The sequence below is a fragment of the Thalassobaculum sp. genome (assembly GCF_965223715.1).
Classification (GTDB): Bacteria; Pseudomonadota; Alphaproteobacteria; order Thalassobaculales; family Thalassobaculaceae; genus Thalassobaculum.
The window spans coordinates 3,391,571-3,414,925 of record NZ_OZ245012.1; the positions used below are offsets into that span (position 1 = coordinate 3,391,571).

At 66.8% G+C, this 23,355-nt stretch carries 25 protein-coding genes and 1 riboswitch; of the genes, 11 read left to right on the forward strand and 14 right to left on the reverse strand.

Annotated elements, in window-relative coordinates:
* Positions 1 to 179 precede the first annotated feature (179 nt).
* Positions 180 to 1,061 (forward strand): hypothetical protein, encoded by an 882-nt coding sequence (locus ACOQOP_RS15610; RefSeq protein WP_420562734.1) that lies wholly within the window; start codon positions 180 to 182, stop codon positions 1,059 to 1,061.
* Positions 1,062 to 1,083: 22 nt separating this feature from the next.
* On the opposite strand, the gene rlmN is transcribed toward ACOQOP_RS15610, so the two are convergent.
* On the reverse strand, positions 1,084 to 2,259 hold the full coding sequence (gene rlmN, locus ACOQOP_RS15615; protein ID WP_420562735.1) for a 23S rRNA (adenine(2503)-C(2))-methyltransferase RlmN: 1,176 nt from the start codon (positions 2,257 to 2,259) through the stop codon (positions 1,084 to 1,086).
* A 67-nt stretch (positions 2,260 to 2,326) separates the two neighbouring features.
* The gene (locus tag ACOQOP_RS15620) at positions 2,327 to 2,854 is read right to left on the reverse strand and encodes an invasion associated locus B family protein (RefSeq protein ID WP_420562736.1); all 528 of its coding nucleotides are present in this window, start codon (positions 2,852 to 2,854) and stop codon (positions 2,327 to 2,329) included.
* 310 nt (positions 2,855 to 3,164) lie between these two features.
* Here ACOQOP_RS15620 and ACOQOP_RS15625 point away from each other — a divergent pair, with 310 nt between their 5' ends.
* Entirely contained in the window at positions 3,165 to 3,737 is a 573-nt protein-coding gene (locus ACOQOP_RS15625) for a sigma-70 family RNA polymerase sigma factor (RefSeq protein WP_420562737.1), read from the forward strand.
* Positions 3,730 to 4,401 carry a ChrR family anti-sigma-E factor gene (locus ACOQOP_RS15630; protein WP_420562738.1) on the forward strand — a complete coding sequence of 224 codons (672 nt, stop codon included), beginning with the start codon at positions 3,730 to 3,732 and terminating at the stop codon, positions 4,399 to 4,401. The genes ACOQOP_RS15625 and ACOQOP_RS15630 overlap by 8 nt, the downstream gene beginning before the upstream one ends.
* 10 nt (positions 4,402 to 4,411) lie before the next feature.
* On the opposite strand, the gene ACOQOP_RS15635 is transcribed toward ACOQOP_RS15630, so the two are convergent.
* The gene (locus ACOQOP_RS15635; RefSeq protein WP_420562739.1) at positions 4,412 to 5,005 is read right to left on the reverse strand and encodes an RNA methyltransferase; all 594 of its coding nucleotides are present in this window, start codon (positions 5,003 to 5,005) and stop codon (positions 4,412 to 4,414) included.
* Positions 5,006 to 5,111: 106 nt separating this feature from the next.
* Between ACOQOP_RS15635 and ACOQOP_RS15640 the strand changes: the two genes are divergently transcribed.
* Together ACOQOP_RS15640 and ACOQOP_RS15645 are read left to right on the forward strand one after the other, a co-directional pair.
* Positions 5,112 to 6,182 carry an asparaginase gene (locus tag ACOQOP_RS15640; RefSeq protein ID WP_420562740.1) on the forward strand — a complete coding sequence of 357 codons (1,071 nt, stop codon included), beginning with the start codon at positions 5,112 to 5,114 and terminating at the stop codon, positions 6,180 to 6,182.
* Positions 6,183 to 6,189: 7 nt separating this feature from the next.
* Positions 6,190 to 7,425, forward strand: a complete 1,236-nt coding sequence (locus tag ACOQOP_RS15645; protein ID WP_420562741.1) for a methyltransferase — start codon at positions 6,190 to 6,192, stop codon at positions 7,423 to 7,425.
* Between the two features lie 133 nt (positions 7,426 to 7,558).
* On the opposite strand, the gene ACOQOP_RS15650 is transcribed toward ACOQOP_RS15645, so the two are convergent.
* The 3 genes from ACOQOP_RS15650 to ACOQOP_RS15660 form a co-directional block, all read right to left on the reverse strand.
* Positions 7,559 to 8,182: a DJ-1/PfpI family protein gene (locus ACOQOP_RS15650; RefSeq protein ID WP_420562742.1), complete on the reverse strand. Its 624-nt coding sequence runs from the start codon at positions 8,180 to 8,182 to the stop codon at positions 7,559 to 7,561.
* Positions 8,183 to 8,184: 2 nt separating this feature from the next.
* Positions 8,185 to 8,808 carry an MSMEG_1061 family FMN-dependent PPOX-type flavoprotein gene (locus tag ACOQOP_RS15655; protein WP_420562743.1) on the reverse strand — a complete coding sequence of 208 codons (624 nt, stop codon included), beginning with the start codon at positions 8,806 to 8,808 and terminating at the stop codon, positions 8,185 to 8,187.
* Positions 8,809 to 8,953: 145 nt separating this feature from the next.
* Positions 8,954 to 10,570: a GMC family oxidoreductase gene (locus tag ACOQOP_RS15660; protein ID WP_420562744.1), complete on the reverse strand. Its 1,617-nt coding sequence runs from the start codon at positions 10,568 to 10,570 to the stop codon at positions 8,954 to 8,956.
* Positions 10,571 to 10,954: 384 nt separating this feature from the next.
* Here ACOQOP_RS15660 and ACOQOP_RS15665 point away from each other — a divergent pair, with 384 nt between their 5' ends.
* Entirely contained in the window at positions 10,955 to 12,142 is a 1,188-nt protein-coding gene (locus ACOQOP_RS15665; protein WP_420562745.1) for an IS481 family transposase, read from the forward strand.
* 44 nt (positions 12,143 to 12,186) lie between these two features.
* Here ACOQOP_RS15665 and gcvA read toward each other — a convergent pair whose 3' ends face one another.
* Entirely contained in the window at positions 12,187 to 13,059 is an 873-nt protein-coding gene (gene gcvA / locus ACOQOP_RS15670; RefSeq protein WP_420562746.1) for a transcriptional regulator GcvA, read from the reverse strand.
* Positions 13,060 to 13,157: 98 nt separating this feature from the next.
* Here gcvA and ACOQOP_RS15675 point away from each other — a divergent pair, with 98 nt between their 5' ends.
* Positions 13,158 to 13,919 carry a TSUP family transporter gene (locus ACOQOP_RS15675; protein WP_420562747.1) on the forward strand — a complete coding sequence of 254 codons (762 nt, stop codon included), beginning with the start codon at positions 13,158 to 13,160 and terminating at the stop codon, positions 13,917 to 13,919.
* A gap of 14 nt (positions 13,920 to 13,933) precedes the next feature.
* Entirely contained in the window at positions 13,934 to 14,194 is a 261-nt protein-coding gene (locus ACOQOP_RS15680; protein ID WP_420562748.1) for a hypothetical protein, read from the forward strand.
* Positions 14,195 to 14,345: 151 nt separating this feature from the next.
* On the opposite strand, the gene ACOQOP_RS15685 is transcribed toward ACOQOP_RS15680, so the two are convergent.
* Positions 14,346 to 14,513 carry a DUF1127 domain-containing protein gene (locus ACOQOP_RS15685; RefSeq protein ID WP_420562749.1) on the reverse strand — a complete coding sequence of 56 codons (168 nt, stop codon included), beginning with the start codon at positions 14,511 to 14,513 and terminating at the stop codon, positions 14,346 to 14,348.
* Positions 14,514 to 14,748: 235 nt separating this feature from the next.
* Between ACOQOP_RS15685 and ACOQOP_RS15690 the strand changes: the two genes are divergently transcribed.
* Complete coding sequence (locus ACOQOP_RS15690) at positions 14,749 to 15,678, forward strand: transcriptional regulator GcvA (protein ID WP_420562750.1); 930 nt, start codon at positions 14,749 to 14,751, stop codon at positions 15,676 to 15,678.
* Between the two features lie 12 nt (positions 15,679 to 15,690).
* On the opposite strand, the gene ACOQOP_RS15695 is transcribed toward ACOQOP_RS15690, so the two are convergent.
* From ACOQOP_RS15695 to ACOQOP_RS15705, 3 genes are all read right to left on the reverse strand, one after another.
* Positions 15,691 to 15,975 (reverse strand): hypothetical protein, encoded by a 285-nt coding sequence (locus ACOQOP_RS15695; RefSeq protein ID WP_420562751.1) that lies wholly within the window; start codon positions 15,973 to 15,975, stop codon positions 15,691 to 15,693.
* Positions 15,976 to 16,073: 98 nt separating this feature from the next.
* Positions 16,074 to 17,000, reverse strand: coding sequence for a diguanylate cyclase (locus ACOQOP_RS15700; RefSeq protein WP_420562752.1), 927 nt, complete (start codon positions 16,998 to 17,000; stop codon positions 16,074 to 16,076).
* Positions 17,001 to 17,015: 15 nt separating this feature from the next.
* Positions 17,016 to 18,974 carry an acetoacetate--CoA ligase gene (locus ACOQOP_RS15705; RefSeq protein ID WP_420562753.1) on the reverse strand — a complete coding sequence of 653 codons (1,959 nt, stop codon included), beginning with the start codon at positions 18,972 to 18,974 and terminating at the stop codon, positions 17,016 to 17,018.
* Positions 18,975 to 19,113: 139 nt separating this feature from the next.
* On the opposite strand from ACOQOP_RS15705, the gene ACOQOP_RS15710 reads away from it, so the two are divergent.
* Positions 19,114 to 20,145 (forward strand): DMT family transporter, encoded by a 1,032-nt coding sequence (locus ACOQOP_RS15710; protein ID WP_420562754.1) that lies wholly within the window; start codon positions 19,114 to 19,116, stop codon positions 20,143 to 20,145.
* 146 nt (positions 20,146 to 20,291) lie between these two features.
* On the opposite strand, the gene ACOQOP_RS15715 is transcribed toward ACOQOP_RS15710, so the two are convergent.
* Positions 20,292 to 21,611, reverse strand: a complete 1,320-nt coding sequence (locus tag ACOQOP_RS15715; RefSeq protein ID WP_420562755.1) for an O-acetylhomoserine aminocarboxypropyltransferase/cysteine synthase family protein — start codon at positions 21,609 to 21,611, stop codon at positions 20,292 to 20,294.
* Between the two features lie 133 nt (positions 21,612 to 21,744).
* A riboswitch (SAM riboswitch) is annotated at positions 21,745 to 21,823 on the reverse strand.
* Positions 21,824 to 21,916: 93 nt separating this feature from the next.
* Between ACOQOP_RS15715 and ACOQOP_RS15720 the strand changes: the two genes are divergently transcribed.
* Positions 21,917 to 22,516, forward strand: coding sequence for a uracil-DNA glycosylase family protein (locus ACOQOP_RS15720; RefSeq protein WP_420562756.1), 600 nt, complete (start codon positions 21,917 to 21,919; stop codon positions 22,514 to 22,516).
* A gap of 3 nt (positions 22,517 to 22,519) precedes the next feature.
* Here the strand turns inward: ACOQOP_RS15720 and clpS are convergent, their stop codons facing one another.
* Entirely contained in the window at positions 22,520 to 22,825 is a 306-nt protein-coding gene (gene clpS / locus ACOQOP_RS15725) for an ATP-dependent Clp protease adapter ClpS (protein WP_420562757.1), read from the reverse strand.
* Between the two features lie 37 nt (positions 22,826 to 22,862).
* The gene (locus ACOQOP_RS15730; RefSeq protein WP_420562758.1) at positions 22,863 to 23,303 is read right to left on the reverse strand and encodes an Lrp/AsnC family transcriptional regulator; all 441 of its coding nucleotides are present in this window, start codon (positions 23,301 to 23,303) and stop codon (positions 22,863 to 22,865) included.
* Positions 23,304 to 23,355 lie beyond the last annotated feature (52 nt).

The window sequence follows — 23,355 nt, forward strand, 5'->3', positions numbered from 1 at the left end:
TAGTGGCCGATTATTTAGAAAACGATGAAATAACTCCAGAAACAATAAGAAGTTCTATAATTTCTTTTGTTGGATCGGTTCGACTATTCTCTGTTGTAGTGGCATCTGCTCTTATTGGCCTATGGTTACAGATACATCTACCTAGTAGGCACTAGGTTACTCAAGCGAGAGGACAAACGATGACAAAGATAATTCTATTTTTTCTGTCTTTAGTATCAGCGGCATTCTTTCAGCTGCACTTAGCTCATGCCACGAACACATTTCATAAATTACATTTTTTTTATGATAAAGATGTACTAGGCGAAAGCTCTATCGAAATTGGGAAAGTCGATATTCATACGCAGGTAGAAACGCCGCTACTACGCACTGAAGAAAACGGGCTTATAAAATTCACCTACGAACATCAACATGACAATAATTATTATAATGAAATTAAAATATACATTGATACAAAATCTCTTCCCAAGCAATATTCTTTAAAAAGCATTATAGATGACGAAGGAACCGTTAGGACTTCAATAATTTTTCGATTTCGTAAACACACACCTGTTGAACGTGGATACAAACTTTTTATTTTTAAGAGATTTGCTGGAAAAACGAAAACAGATCTTGACGAATTCAAATCTAGCGAACAAGGATTTAGTAGCGATATTATTGAAAAACTCCTAAATGGAAATTTAGGATACGAACTCTTAGGAAAAGAACAAAAAGATAAAAGAATATGGGCCAGAATCCGATTTGACGGCGCACTCCAACTTGCACTATCTGAAAAAAATCTCGATCTAACTCAGATAACTGACAGCATATACAATGACTACAATAATATTATTAGTCGCTCTGATTCAACTAGCGTATCTGGCAACTTTTTATGGATTCGCTCAAATTATCTCGCAGTTGACACTCGCTACGTGAAATCTCTTTCAGTAGGAGACTGTAAAAATGTCAATGAAGCTATAACTGCGATGAAATTTAAGAATGATCAATCTGATGATGAGGACAGGGAGATCCAGAAGCTCCCGAAAACGCATTTCGAGGATTTAGCGCTTAATAAAAACTGCTGAAATGCTTTAAAGATATATTGATCTATTCCGCCGCCTCAGCCCGCAGCTCGCGCCGGGTCTGCTTGCGGCTCTCGCTCTTGAGCTGGCCGCAGGCGGCGAGGATGTCGCGGCCACGCGGGGTGCGCACCGGGGACGGGTAGCCCGCCTTCAGCACCACCTGGGCGAAACGCTCGATCTGCTCGTCGCTGGAGCACACGTAGTTCGAGCCGGGCCAGGGGTTGAACGGGATCAGGTTGATCTTGGCCGGGATGCCGCGGATCAGCGAGACCAGCCGCTTGGCATCCTCGACGCTGTCGTTGATTCCCTCCAGCATCACGTATTCGAAGGTGATGCGCCGGGCGTTGTTCACCCCGGGATAGGAGCGACAGGCGTCCAGCAGCTCCTGGATCGGCCACTTCTTGTTGATCGGCACCAGGATGTCGCGGGTGTCGTCCGTGGTCGCGTGCAGGGAGATCGCCAGGTTGACGCCGATCTCCTCGCCGCAGCGCTCCATCATCGGCACCACGCCGGAGGTGGACAGGGTGATCCGCCGACGCGACAGGGCTACGCCCTCGTTGTCCATGATGACCCGCAGCGCGGTGGCCACGTTCTCGAAATTGTACAGCGGCTCGCCCATGCCCATCAGGACGATGTTGGTCAGCCGGCGGTCGGTGCCCGCGGTCGGGAACCCGTCCAGCTCGTCCAGCGCCAGCATCACCTGACCGACGATCTCCGCCGAGGTCAGGTTGCGCACCAGACGCTGGGTTCCGGTATGGCAGAACGAGCAGGTCAGGGTGCAGCCGACCTGGGAGGAGATGCAGAGCGTGCCGCGTTCGGTCTCCGGGATGAACACCATCTCCGCCTCGTTGCCGTCGGCGAAGCGCATCAGCCACTTGATGGTGCCGTCGACGCTGTCCTGGCGGGTGGCGACCGCCGGGCGGGAGATCCGGAAGCGCTCGGCGAGCTGCTGGCGCAGCGGCTTCGCCAGGTTGGTCATGCCGTCGAAGCTGGTGGCACCCTTGTGATAGATCCACTGCCAGACTTGATTGGCGCGGAACTTCGGCAGGCCCGCCTCGGCGAACAGCGCGGTCACGGCGTCACGGTCGAGGCCGATCAGGTCGGTGCGCGGGTCGGCCGCAATCGGCCCGCGCGCGGCGAAGGCGCGCAGGTCCGCGGCGGCCTGCTCGGCCGAGACGGTCGTGATGTCAGCTTGCGTCATGCGGCGCAAAATGGCGCCGAGACCGCCGCAACGCAAGTGTCCTGTGAGGAGGCCGCCCGCGGTGGGGTTACGGGCAGGCCTTGTCGATCAGCGCCTTGGTCGCGGTGAACCCGCTCAAGGAATAGGTATCGGTGGTCAGCGTGCCCCGGGACGACACCCCCTTCACCACCATGTCCGCGCCCCGAACCATCGCCTGGACCAGCGGTCCGTCCTCCTCCGGCCCCTGGGTCCAGGCCCGGTCGCCGCTGGTGAACATGTCGAAGGTCGCGCCGCCGATCTGGACGGTGACCTCGCTGTCCTTGCGGTAGGTATAGCCGGTCACGATGCTGACCTCGCCCCGGATATTGGCGCCCGGATCATTGGTGACCAGCGCGAACACTTCGCCGCGCGCGCTGTAATCGCCCTCGGCCTTGGTCGGCGAGGAGGCCATGTAGCAGACCTTGCCGCCGCCGCGCGGCAGGGTGAACGCGGTCCAGTCGCCGTTCCGGCCGATCCGCTCAGGCTCGGCGGCGGTCGCCGGCTGTGCCGACAGCACCCCGGTCACCAGCCCGACCATCGCCAGGGTCATCTTCATCGCTCGGGTGTTCCAGCTCATTGCTCATTTCCCTCCGCGCCCGCTCCCGACCCGATCCGGTGCCCTGAGGCGGGACGGATCGGGCGCTGAGCCCGTCTTCGATGCCATCACCGCCCGACGATTTCAATTGCCGAGCGCCAGCCCGGATCCAAATCGACGGATGTGGCAGATAAATGGCGGCGTCTGCGGCCCAGGTGATCCGGGCACCGCGGCGCCGCGTACAGGGAGCATGGAAGCACGATGCTGGTTCGAGGGCGAATCGACGCAGTCCGCGAGGGGTGTCCCCGCCGGGGCTGTTGCGTTGCGGCGACGGCTCCCGTTACATGGGTGCATGACGTCCGCCCCCGATATCGACGCATCGACGGTGTCCTATGAGTCGCTGATCGAGGCGGTCGCCACGCAGCGCAGCAAACCGGCCTTCGCCGAGCTGTTCGAGCATTTCGCCCCGCGCCTGAAATCCTATCTGATGCGGCTCGGCACCGACGCCTCGGCCGCCGAGGAGGTGGTTCAGGAGGCCATGGTGATGGTCTGGCGCAAGGCGGAGAGCTTCGACCGTCGCCAGGCGAGCGCGAGCACCTGGATTTTCACCATCGCCCGGAACAAGCGGATTGACCGCCTGCGCCGCGAGCGCCGGCCGGAGCTGGACCCGAACGACCCGGCGCTGGTGCCCGACGCGGAACCGCAGGCCGACCGGTCGGTGGAAGCCGGCCAGTCCCGGCTGCGCATCCTGGCCGCGATAAAAAATTTGCCGGAGGAGCAGTCCGAACTGATCCGAATGGCGTATTTCGATGACAAGTCCCATGCGGAGATCGCCGCGGAGAAGGACTTGCCGTTAGGAACCGTGAAATCCCGTATCCGCCTGGCGCTGGGACGCATGCGGCGAGAGGTTGAAGATCTTGGCTGACACCGGCCCCCTCCATCACCCCGAAGCGGAACTGCTGCTGGATTACGCGGCGGGCAAGGCCTCCCAGGCGGCTTCCGTCCTGGTCGCCACCCATCTCGCCCTGTGTCCGGAATGCCGCCAGAGGGTTCGCGAATACGAGGCCATCGGTGGTGCGCTGATGGAATCGACGCCGCCGGTCGCCCTGAGCGGCGACGCCCTGTCATCGGTGATGGCCCGGCTCGACCAGACCTGGGAGGAGGAGGCGCCGAAGCCCGCCCCCGTGGTCGACGAGGAGACCCTGCGGCTGGTGCCGGAACCCCTGCGCAGCTATCTCAGCGCCGGAATCGAGGCCCTGCCCTGGAAAACCCGCGGTCTCGGCGTGCGCGAGGCGGTGCTGGATCTGGGCGACCCTTCCGTCCGCACCTCGCTGATCCGGATCGCGCCGGGTCGCAAGATCCTCTCCCACACCCATGGTGAGGTCGAACGCACCATGGTGCTGAAGGGCGCCTATAACGACAGCACCGGGCGCTACGCCCGCGGCGATGTGGCGGTCGGGACGCCCGAACTCGACCACACGCCGGTCGCCGAGATGGGCGGGGAATGCCTCTGCCTGACGGTCGTCGAGGGCGGCCTGCAGTTCACCGGCCGCTTCTCGCGCCTGCTGAACCCGCTGATGCCGCGCTGAGCCGCCGGCATCAGCCCCGGAACCTCTCCTCCGCCTCCCTGCGCGCCGCCTCCGCCGCCTTGCGGTCGCGGCGGCGCTGCTTGCGAACCCAGAGCGGCGCGCCGAAGGCCGGCACGGGCGCCGGTTCGGTCGGCGCGCCCGGACGGTGGGGGCGCGGCGCGAACAGGCCCAAGCACAGCATCCGGTCGTACATCACGATCCCGCCGGCCAAACTCACATTCACCGAGAAGCGGGTCGGGATCTTGATCACATGCTCGCAGCGCTCGACCAGCTCCGGGTCAAGATGCCCGCGTTCCGGTCCCATGATGTAGGCGGCGTTCTTCGGGTGGTGGAAACTCGGCAGCTCGATCGCGTCGTCGGTGATCTCCACCCCCACCAGCGCGCAGCCCTGGGGCAGCAGCATCTCCTCGGGCGAGCCGAACCGGTAATAGGGCAGGTTGCCCGTCGTCCCCGACGTGTCCGCATGCCGCAGCTCGCGGCTGTTGTAGGTCTCGCCCACGGTGAACACGAAGCTCGCGCCGAAGGCATGGGCAGTGCGCATGAGGGCGCCCATGTTCTGCGCCTTGTTGATCCGGTCGGCGCCGATGCCGAAATACCCTCTCATGCCGATCCTTCATGTGGTCACGCGTTCGGCCGCGGACCTTGCCCCAGGCCGGGTGTGGAGGCAAGCTGCGAGGCCCCGCCAGTCGGGTGCCAGCCGGAGAAGAAAGATGAACGACGTCACCCCCATCGCCCTGCCCGACGACCGCATCCTGCGGGTCCATGTCGATCAACCCGCCGCCCCGATCGTGATCGAGGTCACCCGCGGCTCCATGGTGGAGAGCGTCCACCGGGTGATCGCCGCCGTGACCGATGCAAGCGGCAAGGCGGTGATGGCCTGGGGCGATATCGACCGTCTGGTCTATGGCCGCTCGGCGATCAAGCCGATCCAGGCCCTGCCGGTGCTGGAGAGCGGAGCGGCCGACGCCTTCCATCTGGGCGAGGACGAGGTGACCCTGTGCTGCGCCAGCCATTCCGGCGAGGCCATGCATGTGGACCGGGTCAATGCCTGGCTCGGCCGGCTCGGCCTCTCCGCCGAGGACCTGGAATGCGGCCCGCAGATCCCGACCCACGAGGCTTCCGCCCATGCCATGCTGCGCGCCGGCGAGGCGCCGACCCGGGCCCACAACAACTGTTCGGGCAAGCATTCCGGCATGCTGACCACCGCCGTGCATCTGGGCGAGCCGACCAAGGGCTATATCCGCGACGAACATCCGGTGCAGAAGCGCCTGCGCGCGGTCATGCAGGAGATGTGCGGCTGCGACCTCTCCGGCGTGCCGACCGGGTATGACGGCTGCGGCATCCCGGTCTTCGGCGTGCCGCTGAAGGGCATGGCGACCGCCATGGCGCAGTTCGCCGACCCGTCCCGCCTGTCCCCCACCCGCGCCGCCGCCACCCGCCGGATCGTCGCCGCCTGTGCGAAGCACCCGCTGCTGATCGGCGGCACGGGCCGGTTCAACAGCGCCGTCCTGGCGGAGACCGGCGAGGCCTGCCTGCTGAAGAGCGGGGCCGAAGGCGTGTTCGCCGGCGCCGTGCCGGGCAGGGGCTACGGCATCTGCCTGAAGACCGACGACGGCAACGGTCGGGCCGCCAGCACCGCCATGGCGGCGATCCTGCGCCATCTCGGCGTGATCGACGACGCCTTGGCCAAGCGCCTCGCCGACAGGCTGGTGCAGCCGGTGCACAATTGGGAAGGCCGCCTCGTCGGCCACGTCCGCCCGGCCCCCGACCTGGCGTTCTGAGGGCCGCGTGAGCGATACCGACGCCCGGGTGCATGCGCAGTACGAAGCCTATCCCTACCCGGCCCGCGATCCGCGCGACGAGGCCAAGCGGCTGATCACCGGCTCGCCCAGCCATCTGGACGAGATCCGGCACCATGTCTTCGCCGGCCACCTCGACCTGTCCAGGCCGTTCCGCGCTTTGGTGGCCGGCGGCGGGACGGGGGACGCGGCCATCATGCTGGCCCAACAGCTCGCCGATGCCGGCGCGGTCGATGCGGAGGTGGTGCATCTCGACATCTCCTCGGCCTCCCGCGCCATCGCACGAAAGCGGGCAGAGGCGCGGGGGCTGACCAATCTGCGTTTCGCCGACGGTCCGATCGAGCGGGTGGCCGAGATCGCCCCCGGCCCCTACGACTACATCGACTGCTGCGGCGTGCTGCACCATCTGGACAGCCCCGAGGCCGGACTGAAGGCCCTGGCCGGCGTGCTGAAGCTCGAGGGCGGCATGGGGCTGATGGTCTACGGCACGCTGGGGCGCACCGGCGTCTACCCGGTGCAGGAGGCGCTGGCCCAGCTCGGCGGTGACCTGGGAGAGAAGGAGCGTGTGGCCGTCGCCAAGAAGCTCGTCGCCGGCCTGCCGAAGTCCCACTGGCTGAAGCGCAATCCCTTCGTCGGCGACCATCTGACCGGCGGCGATGCCGGGCTCTACGACCTGCTGCTGCACCCGCGCGACCGGGCCTATCGGGTGGCGGAATTCGCCGAGTTCGTGGCTTCGGGCGGGCTCGCGATCCGGAGCTGGATCGAGCCGGCGCGCTACGACCCCGACACCTATCTCTCCGATCCCGGCCTGCGGAAGGCGGCGGCTTCCCTCTCGGCGTTGGAGCGCGCCGCCCTGGCCGAGCGGCTGTCCGGGGCGATGACCAAGCACATCGTCTACGCCCTGCCCGCCGCCCGCGCCGACCTGCCGGCGCCCGATCCGGGCGCGGACGGGGCGGTGCTGGTGCTGCGGGATCTCGATCCGGCGGCGGTGGCGAGGGGCCTATCCGGCGGCGTCCTGAAAGCCGATCTCGGCGGGGCTCCCTGGCAGGCGCCGTTGCCGGCCATCGCCTCCGCCATCATCGCCCGGCTCGACGGGACGCGGAGCGTGGCCGACATCCGGGCCGAGCTGAAACCGGCCGACCCGGCCCGTTTCGCGGATCAGGTTCGGGCCACCTTCGGTGCGTTCCACGCCATCAACCGGATGCTGGTGCGGGAGATGCGCTGACCCCGGGCGGTACCCTGACGCCAACACCGTCATCCTGACGCACGTCAGGATCAACGCTCCGGCGTCGGTGCACCGCAGATCCTGACGTGCGTCAGGATGACGGAGTTGGTGGTGGGTGCGCGTCGGCCTCCCCCTACACCGCCGCGAAGGCCCGCTTGTTCGCCTCCCACGCGGTCGCGTATTCCAGAATCCGCGCCGTCTCGTCGGCCGCCTCGGCACCGCATTCCCGGGCGAGCAGGTGCAGGGTCATGTCCATGCCCAGCGAGACCCCGCCGCCGGTCAGCAGATCACCGTCGTCCACCAGCCGCGCCTCGACCGCCTCCACCGCGCCATGGCGCTCCGCCAGCAGGTCCAGCGGACGCGCCTCACCGGCGACGATCTCGCGCTTGGTGGTCGCCCGTCTGCCGTCGAGCAGGCCGGTCGCCGCCAGGATCATCCCGCCGGTGCAGACCGCCGCCACCGTGCCGTCGCCGGCATGGAAATCGCGGATATGGTCGAGCAGCGCGCGGTCCTCGGCCGCCTGGGGCCAGCCCGGTCCGCCCGGCACCATCAGGATGTCCGCCGCAGGCACGTCGTCGAAACCGTGATCGGCCAGCAGCCGCAGCCCGTTCGCCATGACCACCTCGCCGCCCGCCTTCGACACCACGTGGAACGAGAGGTCCGGGACGATCCGCTTCGCCATGGACAGCACGCCGTAGGTCGCCCCGATGTCGATCGGCTCGATGCCGTCATAGGCGAGGATCGAGAACCGGGTCACGGTCAGTACAGCCCGCGCTCGGCCATGACCTTGCCCTGGCGCTCGGACTCCTCCTCGGTCAGGCCTTCCACATGGTCGATCAGCATCTGCGAATAGGAGGCGAGCTGCTTGCGATCTATATGCTTATCCGGGTTCCACAGATCGGAGCGGACCAGCGCCTTGGAGCAGTGCACGAAGGCCTCCTCCACGGTGATCAGCACGCCGATCTTCGGCGCCCGGTCGCGGATGGCGCAGGGCTCCAGCAGGCGGGAATCGTCGGTGATGCGAGCGGTACCGTTGATCCGCAGGGTCTCGCCCATGCCCGGCACCAGGACCAGCATGGCGATGCGCGGGTTGGCCAACAGGTTGGCGTAGTTGTCGAGCCGGTTGTTGCCGACCCGGTCGGGGAGCAGGATATGGGTGTCGTCCAGCACCCGCAGGAAGCCCGGCGGATCGCCGCGCGGCGAGGCGTCGGCCCCGTCCGGTCCCTGGGTGGCGATCACGCAGAACGGCGCCAGCGCCAGGATGTCCCGGCAGTGCTTGTCCAGCCGGCGGATGACCTTGTCGCTGGAGCGGCTCATCATCTTGTGATGCATCGCCCGCAGCGCGGCCTCGTCGGTCACGTAGGAGATGTCGTCCGGCAGCATGGTCCTCTCCCTCGAGTTCGTTTCTTGTCCGCCCTCAGTTGCCCCTTCCCCGTCATCCTGATGCAAATCAGGATCCTGCATCTGGCCCCGGGAGCGGCTTGATCCTGATTTGCATCAGGATGACGGGAGGGGCAGTTCGAATGCTCTATGCCGCATCCTCCCGGATCATCGCGGCACCCTTCTCGGCGATCATGATGGTCGGCGCGTTGGTGTTGCCGCTGGTGATCTCCGGCATGACCGAGGCGTCGATCACCCGCAGCCCCTCCATGCCGTGCACCCGCAGGCGGCTGTCGACGACCGAACCGGGGTCCTCGCCCATGCGGCAGGTCCCGACCGGATGATAGATCGTGGTGCCGTGCTTGCGGGCGAACTCGCGCACGCCGTCGCGGTCCAGCGCGCCGCCGTCGCCCGGCACCTTCTCGCCCATGCTGATCTCGGCCAGCGACGGCGAGGCGTAGATCGCGCGGGTCTGGCGGATGCCGGCCTCCAGCACGCGGACGTCGTCGTCATCCTCCAGGTAGTTCGGTCGGATCGCCGGCTTGGCGAAGGGATCGGCCGAGGTCGCCAGGATCGTGCCGCGCGAGCGCGGCCGCACCGGGCAGACGGCGACCGCCATCCCCGGCTCCTTGTCGAGGAAGCCGACCTTGTCGATGGAGTAGCTGGCCGGGGTGAAGAGTAGTTGGATGTCGGGAGCCGCCAGCCCCTCGCGGCTGTGGCTGAAGACCTGGGCACTGGTGATGCCGAAGGTCAGCGCGCCGTTCCCGGCGGTGGCGTAGCGCACCATCTCGCGGGCGAGACGCCAGCCGCGGGCGAGCTGGTTGATGGAGGTCTCGTTGCGGATCCGGTGGGCGACGCGGACGACATAGTGGTCATGCAGGTTGCGGCCGACCCCGGGCAACTCGTGGGCCACCTCGACCCCGATGGATTTCAGGTGCTCCGGCGTGCCGATGCCGGATATCTGCAGCAGATGCGGCGAGTTCACCGCCCCGCCGCAGACGATCACCTCGCGCCGGGCGGAGACCGCCCGGTCGACGCCACCCTGGCGGAAGCGCACGCCGGTGCAGCGCTTGCCCTCCAGGATCAGGCCGCTTGCCATCGCCTCGGTCTCCACCCGCAGGTTCTTGCGGTGCCGGGCGCCGGCCAGATAGGTCTGGGCGGTCGAGCCGCGGCGGCGGCCGATCCGGGTCATCTGGGAGTAGCCCACACCCTCCTGCCTGGCGCCGTTGAGGTCCGGGCTGAAAGGATGGCCCGCCTCCTGGGCCGCCTTCACGAAGCGGTGGGTGAGCGGCAGGATCGTGTCGTAGTCGCGCACCTGCAGCGGCCCGCCGCCGCCCCGGTATTCCGGATCCCCGCCATTGGCGTAGGTCTCCGATCCCTTGAAATAGGGCAGCACCTCGGAGAACGACCAGCCGCGGCAGCCGCGCTGGGCCCAGCCGTCGAAATCGGCCGGCTGGCCGCGGACATAGAGCATGCCGTTGATCGAGGACGTGCCGCCGAGCACCTTGCCGCGCGGCCAGTTGATCGGCCGTCCGGCGGTGCCGGTCTCGCCCTCGCTGGCATAGCCCCAGTTCACCCAGCCGTTGCGCATGATGTAGAGCACGCCGGCCGGGATATGGATGAACGGGTTCCAGTCCTTCGGCCCTGCCTCGAGCAGGACAACGCTGGCTCCGCTCTCGCTCAGGCGCGCGGCGACGACGCATCCGGCCGACCCCGCGCCCACGACGACGTAATCCGCCGCCGGGATGTTTTGTGTTTCCTCCATCCCCGCATTCGAGCGCAGCGGCGAGGGGCTGCCAAGAGGGAGAGTTCGGGGGAGGTGCTCCTACATTCACCCGCGCTGTCTTCCCGGCCTTGCGCCGGGACCCAGAGCAGGATGCGATGCGGCTCTTCCGGAAACGCTCCATCGCCTGGATGGCTCGGTCCCGGCGCAGGGCCGGGAAGACGGTTGGGGAGGGATGTCGCGGTCGTCATTCTCCCGCTGCCCGGCCTCGTGCCGGGGCAAGGCCAAGGTCGGCGTGACCGTGTCGGATAACGCGCAGGCGGATGTCTCGCCCCGGCACAAGGTGTTCAGCCCGGAGAGATAGCGGACAGGTGTTCAGGGAGATGGTTGACACTTTAGGCATGTGATCAGCGCAGGAGGCTGGGCATGCCGTGGAGAGAGGTGTCTGCCATGGAACAGCGTCTTGAGTTTGTGACGCTTGCGTTGTCGGAAGGGGCGAACCGTCGGGAACTGTGCCGGCGTTTTGGGATCAGTGCGCAGACGGGCTACAAATGGCTCCGGCGGTGGCAGGATGGGGCGGAGGGTCTGTGTGACCGCTCGCGGCGGCCGCATGGGAGCCCGGCGCGGACAGCGGCCGATGTGGAGGCGGCGATCCTGGCGGTGCGCGATGCGCACCCGGCGTGGGGAGCGCGCAAGATCGCGCGCTGTTTGATCCGCGACGGGCTTGCAGCGCCAGCCCCGTCGACGGTGCATGCGGTGCTGCAGCGTCATGGGCGGATCGGTGGCGGGAGCGGCGGCGACAACCATCACTACCGGCGCTTCGAGAAGCCGGCGCCGAACCTGCTGTGGCAGATGGACTTCAAGGGCCGCGTGCCGCTGGCCGGCGCCGGCTGGTGCCATCCGCTGACGGTGATCGACGATCACTCGCGCTACGCGCTTTGCCTTGCCGCCTGCGGCGACCAGCGCACGGCGACGGTGCGCAGCGCCCTGGAAGGGGCCTTTTGCCGCTATGGCCTGCCCGAGGCGTTCTTCCTCGACAACGGCTCGCCCTGGGGCGGCGGCGTGCCGGGACAGTGGACGCCGCTCGGGGTGTGGCTGCTCAAGCTCGGCGTGGAGGTCATCCACAGCCGCCCCTACCATCCCCAGTCGCGCGGCAAGAACGAGCGCTTCCACCGCACCCTCAACGCCGAGATGCTGGCCTGCAACCGGTTCCGCGACCTCGCCTGCGCCCAGAGGGCCTTCGATGCCTGGCGCAGCGTCTACAACACCCGCAGGCCGCACGAGGCTCTCGGCCAGGAGGTGCCGGCGACCCGCTACGCCGTCTCGCCGCGTCCCTTCACCGATCCGCCGCCCGAGATCGTCTATGACGACGGCGAGACGCTGCGCACCGTCAACCAGTCCGCCAACATCAGCTTCCGAAACCGCCTCTGGCGCGTGCCCAAGGCCTTCCGCGGTGAACGCGTCGCCATCCGGCCAAGAGACCGCGACGGCCGGTTCGGCGTCTTCTTCGGCGCCAAGCGCATCGCAACCATTGACGTCAACAACGACGAAAACACTAATCCGGAAATCGTCAGCCATGTCTCCGAACAGGCGTCAACCTTCTCTCCGGGCTGAACAACAAGGCCGGGGAGGGATAAGGGTTATCGTGATGAGTTCACCTACCGCGCCGTCACCGCCCGCAGGATCCAGCTTCGGAAGGCCTGGAAGGACGGCTCCGTCTCGCGACCCGGGCGGACCAGCAGGTACCAGCTATGGCCCTTGGGCACCGCCTGTTTGAACGGTGCCACGAGCCGGCCGGCGGCGAGGTCGTCGTCGATATAGGGCCGGATGCCCATGGCCACCCCGGTGCCGTCCGCCGCCGCCTGCAGCGCCTGGCCGTAATAAGCCAGCGTCAGCCCGCTGGCCGGCGGGGCAGCGATGCCCACCGCCTGAAGCCAGCGTGACCAGTCGTCGGCGGCATGCCCCACATGCAGCAGCCGCACACCCGCCAGGTCGCGGGGATGCAGCAGGTTGCGGGCGAGCTGCGGTGCGCAGACCGGCGTCAGCTCGGCCCGGATCATCTCTTCCACCTTCAGGTCGGGCCAGCGGCCGTCGCCCAGCGAGATGCCGCAGCTCCAGTCGGCCCCGAAGGACGCGGTCGCCCCGCCGGTTGTCAGCCGCACCTCGACATCCGGGGCGATGGACGCGAACTCGGCCAACCGGGGGATCAGCCAGCGGATGGCGAAGGTCGGGCCGACCCCCACGGTGAGGACCTTGGGCCGCCCGGCCGCCGTCACCCGCTCGGTGGCCGCGGCGATCTGGTCCAGGGCGGGCGTCAGCCCCTCGCGGTAGCTCTGCCCCGCGCCGGTGAGGGTCAACCGGTTGGGCGTGCGCTCGAACAGGGCGACGCCGAGGCTCTCCTCCAACAGGCGGACCAGCCGGCTGATCGCCGCCGGCGTGACATTCAATTCTTCGGCAGCCTTGGCAAAGCTCTCGAAACGTGCCGCCGATTCAAAGGCCTTAACGCCATTTAATGAAGGCAATTGACGCAAATTAGCCTCAATAAATCTATCGCTAGCGTAAGATAACCCAGTTTGCCTGCTTCCCGCAATGAGCGCACACAGGACGGAGCCTCTCGGAGATCCGTTCCATGACCCCGTTTCTCGTTGCCGGCATCGCCCTCGTGATGGTCGCCACCTCGTTCCTGTCCGGCATCTTCGGCATGGCGGGCGGCATGGTGCTGGTGGGGGTGCTCCTGGCGATCCTGCCGGTGCCGACGGCGATGGCGCTTCATGCGATCACCCAGATGGCGTCCAACGGCTGGCGCGCGCTGATCTGGCGGGCCCATGTGCGCTGGCGGATCGTCGGGGCCTATGTGATCGGCTGCGTCCTGGCGGTGGGGGTGTGGAGCCTGTGGCTCTATGTGCCGAGCAAGGCGCTGGCCCTGATCGGCCTGGGCGCCCTGCCGCTGGCGACGCGGTTCATGCCGGCCCATCTGCGTGCCCGGCCGGAGCATTTCGGACACGGCATCGGCCAGGGGGCGCTGTCGATGATGCTGATGCTGCTGACCGGCGTGGCCGGCCCGCAGCTCGACCAGTTCTTCCTGGGCGGGTCGCTCGACCGGCGCCAGATCATCGCCACCAAGGGGATCTGCCAGCTTTTCGGCCACACCTTCAAGCTGCTGTATTTCGGCGCGCTGATCGACAACGCCGCCAGCGTCGACCCGATGCTGGCCGCGGTCGCCGTCACCGCCTCCATGGTCGGCACCTTCCTGTCGAAGAAGGTGCTGGAGGCGATGAGCGACGCCCAGTACCGGCGCTGGGCCGACCGCATCATCCTGGGCATTTCGGTGTACTATCTCGCCTATGGCGGCTACCTGCTGGCGGCGCCCATACTGTCGGCCAGCGCGTGACGGAGGATCGTGGGATGTCCCAACAGACCGCTGAACAGACCGAGTTCACCGTGGAGCGTCTGCTGCTCGATCTGGTCGCCTGGATCGCCGAGCGACCCCGGCCCTACACCGACGTGCTCGACGCCTGGCGCACGTCCTGCCCGCGCCTGCCGGTGTGGGAGGAGGCGGTGGACCGGGGCTATGTCCGACGAGTCGCGGGCGGGTCCAACGGGGCGGTGATTCACGTCACCCCGGCGGGCACTACCTTCCTCGCCCGCCACGGCCGGGCAGCCTGATCTTTCCCTTCGGCACAAAAGAAAACGGCCTGACTTGCGTCAGGCCGCTCACTTGCCGCGGGCGCTTCGGGAGGGGGGAGGTGAAGCGGCCCGGGCAGGGATCGGAGCCGGAACCTGGGTGGGCGCTCCGGTTCCGGATGGGATGATCGCCTCAGGCGACCCAGAACGGCTTGTTCGCCTCGTGGGCGGCCTCGTCGCTGGTCACGCCGATATCGGCGAGCAGACGCGGGTCCAGGTCGGCGAGGGTCTCGCGGTCCTTCAGGCGGGTTGCCCAAAGCGTCAGGGTGCCGAAGACAGAGGCGACGACACGATCGGCCATCGAGGTCTGAGCTCCGCGCGCGGCGGAGGCCCCGAACATCGGGCGAGCGGTCTGGGTCAGGGTCCGGCTCATAGGAACCTCCTTCACAAAGTGTTAATATTTCGGATCACGAATGAGAGCGGATCGCTCTCTTAACTCGTTGTCTGGGAGTGTATTTACGGATTGAATTGATCGTTCACAAACGATACTTTCTCATCATATCTATTAGATAATCTTATCTATAAAGGGGCTGTTAATGCGTCGTCTTCCGCCGCTGAATGCCCTCCGCGCCTTTGAGGCCGCGGCGCGGCATCTGAGCTTCACCAAGGCCGCCGGCGAGTTGAACGTCACCCAGGCGGCGATCAGCCATCAGATCCGCGCGCTGGAGGACTGGCTGGGCATGCCGTTGTTCCGACGCCAGAACCGGGCCCTGCTGCTGACCGACGCCGGCCAGGCCTATCTGCCGGCCATGCGCGACGCCTTCGACCTGATGCAGCAGGCGACGGCCAAGCTGCACCAGCGCGACCGCAGCGGGGCGCTGAACGTCTCCACCTTCACCAGCTTCGCCGCCAAGTGGCTCATGCCGCGGCTCGGCCGCTTCACCTCGGCCCATCCGGAGATCGAGATCCGGCTCGGCATCAACGACTCCCTGGTGGATTTCGCCAATGACGAGGTCGATGTGGGGGTGCGCTACGGCCGCGGCGACTGGCGCGGCGTGGATGTCGACCTGCTGATGACCGAGGAGGTCTTCGTGGTGTGCAGCCCGAAGCTGCTGGAGGGCGAGCACCCGCTGCGCGAGCCGGCGGACCTGCGCTATCACACCCTGCTGCATGACGACCTGCCGGAGGACTGGAGCACCTGGCTGGACGCCGCCGGCGTGGACGACGCGGTGAAGGTGCGGGCCCGCGGCGATCTGGTGTTCAACCACTCCGAAATGGTGCTGCAGGCGGCGGCGGACGGGCTGGGCGTGGCCCTCGGCCGAAGCGCGCTGGTGGCCGACGACCTGGCCGCCGGCAGGCTGGTGAAGCCGTTCGACCTGCAGCTGCCGACCCAATCGGCCTATTACGTGGTGCATTCGGAGAATGCCGGCGACCGGCCGAAGATCAAGGCCTTCACCGACTGGCTGCACGAGGAGGCCGCCCGCGACCACCGCACGCCGGCCAACGAGCCGGCCCCGCCGGTCTGAGCGGGATGCGGGCTAGTCCTTCGGGGTGAGGCCCATCGGTTCGGCGCCGAACACCTTCCGGAAGGCCTCGTTCAGCTTCAGGATGTCGTTGCTGTTGAGCTGGACGCCCTTCTCCACGAAATCCTCGCCCTCGCGCATGTTTCGGCCGCAGGCGTCGATATAGACGTCCATCAGCTCGCGGAAGGCCGTGAACGACTGGTTACCCACGGTGCTGGAGCGGACCTCGAAGACAGAGACGATCGCACCCATCCGGCGGACCATGCCGTCGAGCTCCTTCAAGCGCATCGCGTCGAACATCACAGCAACTCCACTCCGTGGGGCCGATGCCCCGTTTCTCTCCACCGCAAGATCTAGACGCAAAAGACCTGTCTTCAAAGCGGTATCGGCGCCGGCCCTCAGGCCGCGCCGGGACCCGACGCGGACTTTTCCGCCCGCCAGACCTCGACCCGGTTCCGCCCCTCCTCCTTGGCGGTGTAGAGCGCCCTGTCGGCCCGCTCGACCAGTTCGGGGATCGGCCGGCGGGGATTGAGCAGGGTGACGCCGAAGGACACCGTCAGGGCGACCGTGCGGCCGTCCTCGGTACCGAACTCCTCCTTGGCGATCCGGGCGCGCACCCGGTCCAGCACCCGGCGCGCCTCCTCCGGCCCGGTATCGGGCAGGCAGATGAGAAACTCCTCGCCGCCGTATCGGTAGACGCTGTCATAGGGCCGCAGATTGTCGATCAGCGCCGTGGAGACCGACGCCAGCACCTGGTCGCCGACCCGGTGGCCGAACGTGTCGTTGATCGTCTTGAAGTGATCGATATCGGCCAGCGCGATGCAGGCCGGCGAGCCGGAGCGCCGGGCGCGGACCACCTCGCGCTTCAGGTCGCGCTGCATGACCTGCCGGGTCTGCGCGCCGGTGAGCGGATCGATGTCGCTGATCGCCGCCTGGAACGCCTTGGCCAGGCGCTGCGCCTGGTCGCGGAAGGCCGACACCTTCTCCAGCAGGGCGTCGTATTCCTCGACGGGCACCTTGTCGGACTTCCAGGCCCGCTCCGCCAGCAGGGCGAGGTGGTTCAGCAGCGCCTCGTGCAGCGCCACCAGGGTCTCGAAGGCCGGCTGGTCGAGCGGCGGGTTCTCGCGCCGCTCCTCGTACCAGGCGCCGAACTCCGAGCCGCCATGGGATCCGAGCTGCAGCAGGTCGCCGTCCGGCTTCACCTTCGACACGGCGGAGCGATGGAACCGCTGCAATCGGTCGTCCACCCCCCGCACCGCCTTCTCGATCGCGTTGACGATCGCCTCGTGGCGGCTGCGGTGGGAGGCGGCGTCCGGGATCACCATCGCGCCGTGCGCCCCCTACTCCGCCAGTTCGGCGCGGTCTCGGTACTCCTCCAGCGCCTCCGGGTTGGCCAGCGCCTCCACGTTCTTCACCGGCCGGCCATGGACCACGTTGCGCACCGCCAGCTCCACGATCTTGCCCGACTTGGTGCGCGGGATATCGGTGACGGCCAGCACCTTGGCCGGCACGTGGCGCGGGGTGCAGCCGGTGCGGATGCGGGTCTTGATCGACTTGATCAGATCCTCATCCAGGGCCACGCCCTCGGCGAGGCGGACGAACAGGACGACGCGCACGTCGTTGTCCCAATCCTGGCCGATGACGAGCGCCTCCATCACCTGCGGCATCTGCTCGACCTGGCGGTAGATCTCCGCCGTGCCGATGCGCACCCCGCCTGGGTTCAGCACCGCGTCGGAGCGCCCGTAGATGATCATGCCGCCATGCTCGGTCAGCTCGACATAGTCGCCGTGGCACCACACGCCCGGCCAGGCCTCGAAATAGGCGGCCCTGAACTTCTCACCCTCGGGGTCGTTCCAGAAATAGATCGGCATGCAGGGGAACGGCTTGGTGCAGACCAGCTCGCCCTTCTCGCCGACCACCGGCTTGCCGTCGTCGTTCCAGACCTCCACGGCCATGCCGAGGCCGCGCTTCTGGATCTCGCCGCGCCAGACCGGGCTGATCGGGCTGCCGAGCACGAAACAGGACACGATGTCGGTGCCGCCGGAGATCGAGGCGAGCTGGATGTCCTTCTTGATCTCGGCATAGACGTAGTCGAAGCCCTCCGGCACCAGCGGCGAGCCGGTGGAGGTCATCGCCCGCACGGTGTCCAGCTTGTGGGTGGTCTTCGGGCTGCGCTCGATCTTCTTCAGATGGTCGATGTACTTGGCCGACGTGCCGAACAGGGTCATGCCTTCCGCATCGGCATAGTCGAACAGGATGTCCGGCTGCGGATGGAACGGCGAGCCGTCATAGAGCAGCAGCGTCGCCTCCGCCGCCAGGCCCGAGACCAGCCAGTTCCACATCATCCAGCCGCAGGTGGTGAAGTAGAACACCCGGTCGCCCGGGCGCACGTCGGTCTGCAGCTTGTGCTCCTTCAGGTGCTGCAGGAGGGTGCCGCCGATGCCGTGGACGATGCATTTCGGCACCCCAGTCGTACCCGACGAGAACATGATGTAGAGCGGGTCGTTGAACGGCATCCGCGTGAAGCTCAGCTCCGGCGCCGCCCCGTCGCCGAGATAGGCGTCCCACAGGACCGCGTTCCTGATACCTGAGAGGTCCGGGGCCGCATTGGTATAGGGCACCACCAGCACGCGCTTCAGCGTCGGAAGCTGATCGGCGACGGCGGAGACCTTGTCGCGGATGTCATGGGTCTTGGTGGCGTAGTAGTAGCCCTCCACCGCCACCAGCACCGTCGGCTCGATCTGGCCGAACCGGTCGAGCACGCCCTGCACGCCGAAATCGGGCGAGCAGGAGGACCAGACCGCCCCGAGCGACGTGGCAGCGAGCATGGCGATGATCGTCTGCGGCATGTTCGGCATGAAGGCGGCAACCCGATCGCCCGGGCCCACGCCGTCGGCCTTCAGCGCGGCGGCCAGCCTGGCGACCTGGGCGCGGGTCTCGTCCCAGGAGTAGCGCAGCTTCACCTTGTCCTCGCCCCAGAAGACCATCGCGTCGCCGTCGCCGGTGCGGCGCAGCAGGTTCTCGGCGAAGTTGACCTTGCCCTGGGGAAAGAACTTGGCGCCCGGCATGGCGGTCGGGTCGGACAGGGTGACCCCGCCCTTCTCGCCGATCACCCCGCCGAAATCCCACAAGGCCGTCCAGAAGGCTTCGGGGTTGTCGACCGACCATTGCCACAGGCTGTCGTAGTCGCTGGCCTTGGCACCGCGCTCGGCGTTCACCGTGTTCATGAAGGCGGTGATCTGCGCCGCGGCGGCGCGCTCAGGCGAAGGTTCCCACAGCTTGGTGACCGCGTCGGTCATCACGTTCCTCCGGTAGGTGCTGTTCCGGCCGTGCCCGCCGGACTGTTCCGTTCATTCGTATCGCCAGCACCGCAGAGGCGCAACGCCGGCTTGCGCGGGCGCTTGTTATTGCAGTGCAGCAGATTATTGTGGCCGTGACATGCCAGACCCTGCCGCCGCCCCGTCGCCCCGCCCCGATCCCACCCTGAAGCCGCCGGGCGAGCCACGGTGGCGCCGCAGATGGCTGGACTGGTGGCTCGCCCTGCCCGGCAACGTGCGCGGCGCGTTCTGGATCCTCGCCGCCTCCATCCTGTTCTCGATCATGTCGGCGGCGGTGAAGACCGTCAGCGCGCGGCTGGACATCTTCCAGATCGCCTTCTTCCGCTGCCTGGTCGGCTTGCTGGTGATCCTGCCCTTCATGGTCCGGATCGGCCCGCAGGTGTTCAAGACCCGCCGGCCGGTGCTGCATGTCGTGCGCTCGCTGACCGGGCTCATGGCGATGTTCTGCGGCTTCTATGCGATCACCCACCTGCCGCTCGCCGACGCGACGGCGATCACCTTCGCCAAACCGCTGTTCATGATCGTGCTGGCGGTGCTGTTCCTGGGCGAGGTGGTGCGCTGGCGCCGCTGGTCCGCGACGATCATCGGCTTCCTCGGCGTGCTGGTGATGATCAATCCGGGCGAGAACGGCCTGGACCCGGCGATGGCGGCCGCCCTGGCCGGCACGCTCTGCGTCGCCGTGGTGGTGGTGCTGGTGAAGCGGCTGTCGGCGACCGAGGCGCCGCTGACCATCCTGTTCACCTTCGGGATCGTCTCCACGATCGGCTCGGTGGTGCCGGCCGCCCTGGTCTGGCAGACCCCGACCTGGACCGAGCTCGCCCTGATGGTGCTGATCGGCTCGCTGGGTGCGTCCGGCCAGTCCTGCATGATCCGCGGCTTCCGGGTCGGCGAGGCGACGGCGGTGGTGCCGTTCGAGTACTCCCAGCTCCTGTTCGCCGGGCTCTTCGGCTACCTGCTGTTCGGCAACATCCCGACCCTGAACACCCTGGCCGGGGCGGTGCTGATCGTGGCGAGCACGCTGTACATCGCCCTGCGCGAGGCGAAGCTGGGCAAGAAGCCGGCGGCCAAGGCGTCCGTCCAGGCGCCGGCGCCGGTGTCGGTGGACGGGGATCGGCTGCCGCCGGGGGCTTGATCCTGATTTGCATCAGGATGACGGAAGCCCCGGTCGTCGTCCTGACGCACGTCAGGACCAAGCCGCTCCCCTTGAACCCAAAAAGAAAACGATCCGGAAAAGAAAAAGGGGCCCGAAGGCCCCTTCCGCACAAATTGTCGCCGGCCTCACTCCGCCGCCGCGGCCACGGTCCCACCGACCGCGTCGAGGGCTTGGCCGAGATCGGCGAGGATGTCGTCGATATGCTCGATGCCGACCGACAGCCGCACATAGCCGTCGCTCACGCCGGTCGCGATCTGGTCCTCCGGGCTGAGCTGGCTGTGGGTGGTGCTCGCCGGGTGGATGGCCAGCGAACGGGCGTCGCCGATATTGGCCACGTGATAGAACAGCTTCAGCTTGTCGATGAAAGCGCGGCCGGCTTCCTTGCCGCCCTTGATCTCGAAGCCGACCAGCCCGCCATGGCCGCCCTTCAGATAGGTATCGGCCCGCTTGCGCGCCGCGCCGTCCTGCTGGCTCGGGTGGATCACGGTCTCCACCGCCGCATGGCCCTTCAGGAATTCGGCCACCTTGGTCGCGTTCTCCGCATGGGCGCGGATGCGCAGCGGCAGGGTCTCCAGGCCCTGGATGATCTGGAAGGCGTTGAACGGGCTGAGCGCCGCGCCCAGGTCGCGCAGCAGGGTGGTGCGGGCCTTGATGATGTAGGCCACCGGGCCGAGCGGGGCCGTCGCCTCGGTCCAGACCGCGCCATGGTAGCTCGGGTCCGGGGTGTTGAGGGCCGGCTGGCGCTCCTTGTGGTCGGCCCAGGGGAAGTTGCCGCCATCGACGATCAGGCCGCCGATCGAGGTGCCGTGGCCGCCGATATACTTGGTGGTCGAGTAGACGATGACCGCCGCGCCATGGTCGAACGGCCGGCACAGGATCGGGGCCGCCGTGTTGTCAATGATCAGCGGGATGCCGAAGCCGCGGCCGATATCGGCCACCTCCTTGATCGGGAAGGCCTGCAGCTTCGGGTTCGGCAGGGTCTCGGCGTAATAGGCGCGGGTGCGCTTGTCGGTGGCGCGGGCGAAGTTCTCCGGATCGGACGGATCGACGAAGCGGACCTCGATGCCCTGGTCTTTCAGGGTGTTGGCGAACAGGTTCCAGGTCCCGCCATAGAGGTCGGTGGAGCTGACGATGTTGTCGCCGGCCTTGGCTAGGTTCTGGACGGCGAAGGCGCTTGCCGCCTGGCCCGACGCCACGGCGAGGGCCGCCACGCCACCCTCCAGCGCCGCGACCCGCTGCTCCAGCACGTCGCAGGTCGGGTTCATGATGCGGGTGTAGATGTTGCCCAGCTCCTTGAGCGCGAAGAGGTTCGCGGCATGCTCGGTGTCGCGGAACTGGTAGGAGGTGGTCTGGTAGATCGGCACAGCCACGGACCCGGTGGTCGGGTCGGCGCGGTACCCGGCATGCAGGGCCAGGGTCTGGGGATTGGTGGTGTTGAGGGACATCGGTCGTCTCCGTTTAGCAGCCGGCGGGCAGCAGCCCGCCTTGGTCAAAGGGACCAAACGCAGCCGGGACGGAGGTGCCGGACGGACCGGTTCGCCTGGGCGGAAGAAGAAAAAACCCGCCAAGCGAGCCAGCGGGTCCGTTACGACCGCCGCTTTAGCTGCATTTGTAACGCGCCCGCAAGCTGGAGGCTCAAATCGGCGCAGTGGGGATTCGGTACGCCGAAATCGGTAGGGTGTCAACGCGCCTGTCAGAGGACCCGCGCGTTGCTCTCTGCGTTACCCCTGGGTAGACATGGAGTGCCCTCATGACGGATCAACTCGAAACTCTCCTGGCGACCATCCGCGCCTGCCGGTTGTGCGCCGCGCATCTCCCGCTCGGCCCAAGGCCGGTGCTGGTGGTGGAGCCGAGTGCCAGGATCCTGATCGTCGGCCAGGCGCCGGGGACCAAGGTGCACGAGACCGGCATCCCGTGGAACGACCGCTCCGGCGACACCCTGCGCGGCTGGATGGATGTGGACCGGGAGACGTTCTACGACCCGGCGCGGGTCGCCATCGTGCCCATGGGCCTATGCTACCCGGGCGTGCTGCCATCCAAAAACGGGAAGAGCGGCGGAGACGCCCCGCCGCGGCCGGAATGCGCCCCCACCTGGCACGCGCCGGTACTGGAGCATCTCCCCCACGTCGAGCTGATCGTCCTGGCGGGTCAGTATGCCCAGGCGCATTATCTGGGCGCGGCCCGGCACAAGACCTTGACCGAGACGGTGAAGCACTGGCGCGACTACGGTCCGCGCTTCTTCCCGGTGCCGCACCCGTCCTGGCGGTCGGGCAACATCATCCGCAAGAACCCCTGGTTCGAGGCCGACCTGCTGCCGGACCTCAGGGCACGGGTGGCGGCGCTGGTCTGACGCCTACTCTTCCGGCTCCGTCGTGAAGCGCAGCGGGAACCCCGCCTGCCTCGCCATGCCGTTGGCCCGGTCGGCCTTGGTCTCGGCGATGTCCCGGGCATAGACGGCGACCACGCAGACCCCCTTGCGGTGGGCGGTCAGCATCACCGCATAGGCCCGGTCCTCGCCCATGCCGAACTCGGCCTTCAGCACCTTCACGACGAATTCGCGCGGGGTGTAGTCGTCGTTCAGCAGGATGACCTTGTACATCTTCGGCCGCTCGACCTTGGGCTTCACCTTGGTCTTCGAGCGGGTATCCGTGTCGCTCATCGCAGCGTCTCCGGCCGGGCCTCCCTGCGGTCATGCGTCAGCGCATCAGGTCCTTCAGCACGACATGGGTCTGGAACCGTTTCACGTAGCTCTCATAGAAATGGAGCTTGGTGAAGCGCTCGTAATCCTCAAGGTCGGCAACCTCGATAGCGATGAGATAATCCTCCGATCCGGTGACATGGTAGCATTGGACCACCTCGGAGGCCTCGCGCATCCGCCGGCTGAAGTGATCCTCGCGGTCCGGCCGGTCGCGCTCGAAGGTGAGCAGGACGAAGACCGTGACCTTCTTCTCCCGGTACTCCGGCGCCACCAGCGCCACCTCCCGGGCGATCACCCCCTCGTCCCGCAACCGCTGCAACCGGCGCAGACAGGCCGCCGGCGACAGCCCAACCTCCGCGGAGAGCTCCGCGCCCGTGCGGCGACTGTTCTCCTGCAACAGCGCCAGAATGCGCCGGTCGAATTTATCCAGATCGATCACTGCCAATCCTCACGAATGACGCTTCGCGCGAGCCCGAAGCGTCCGGCCCCCT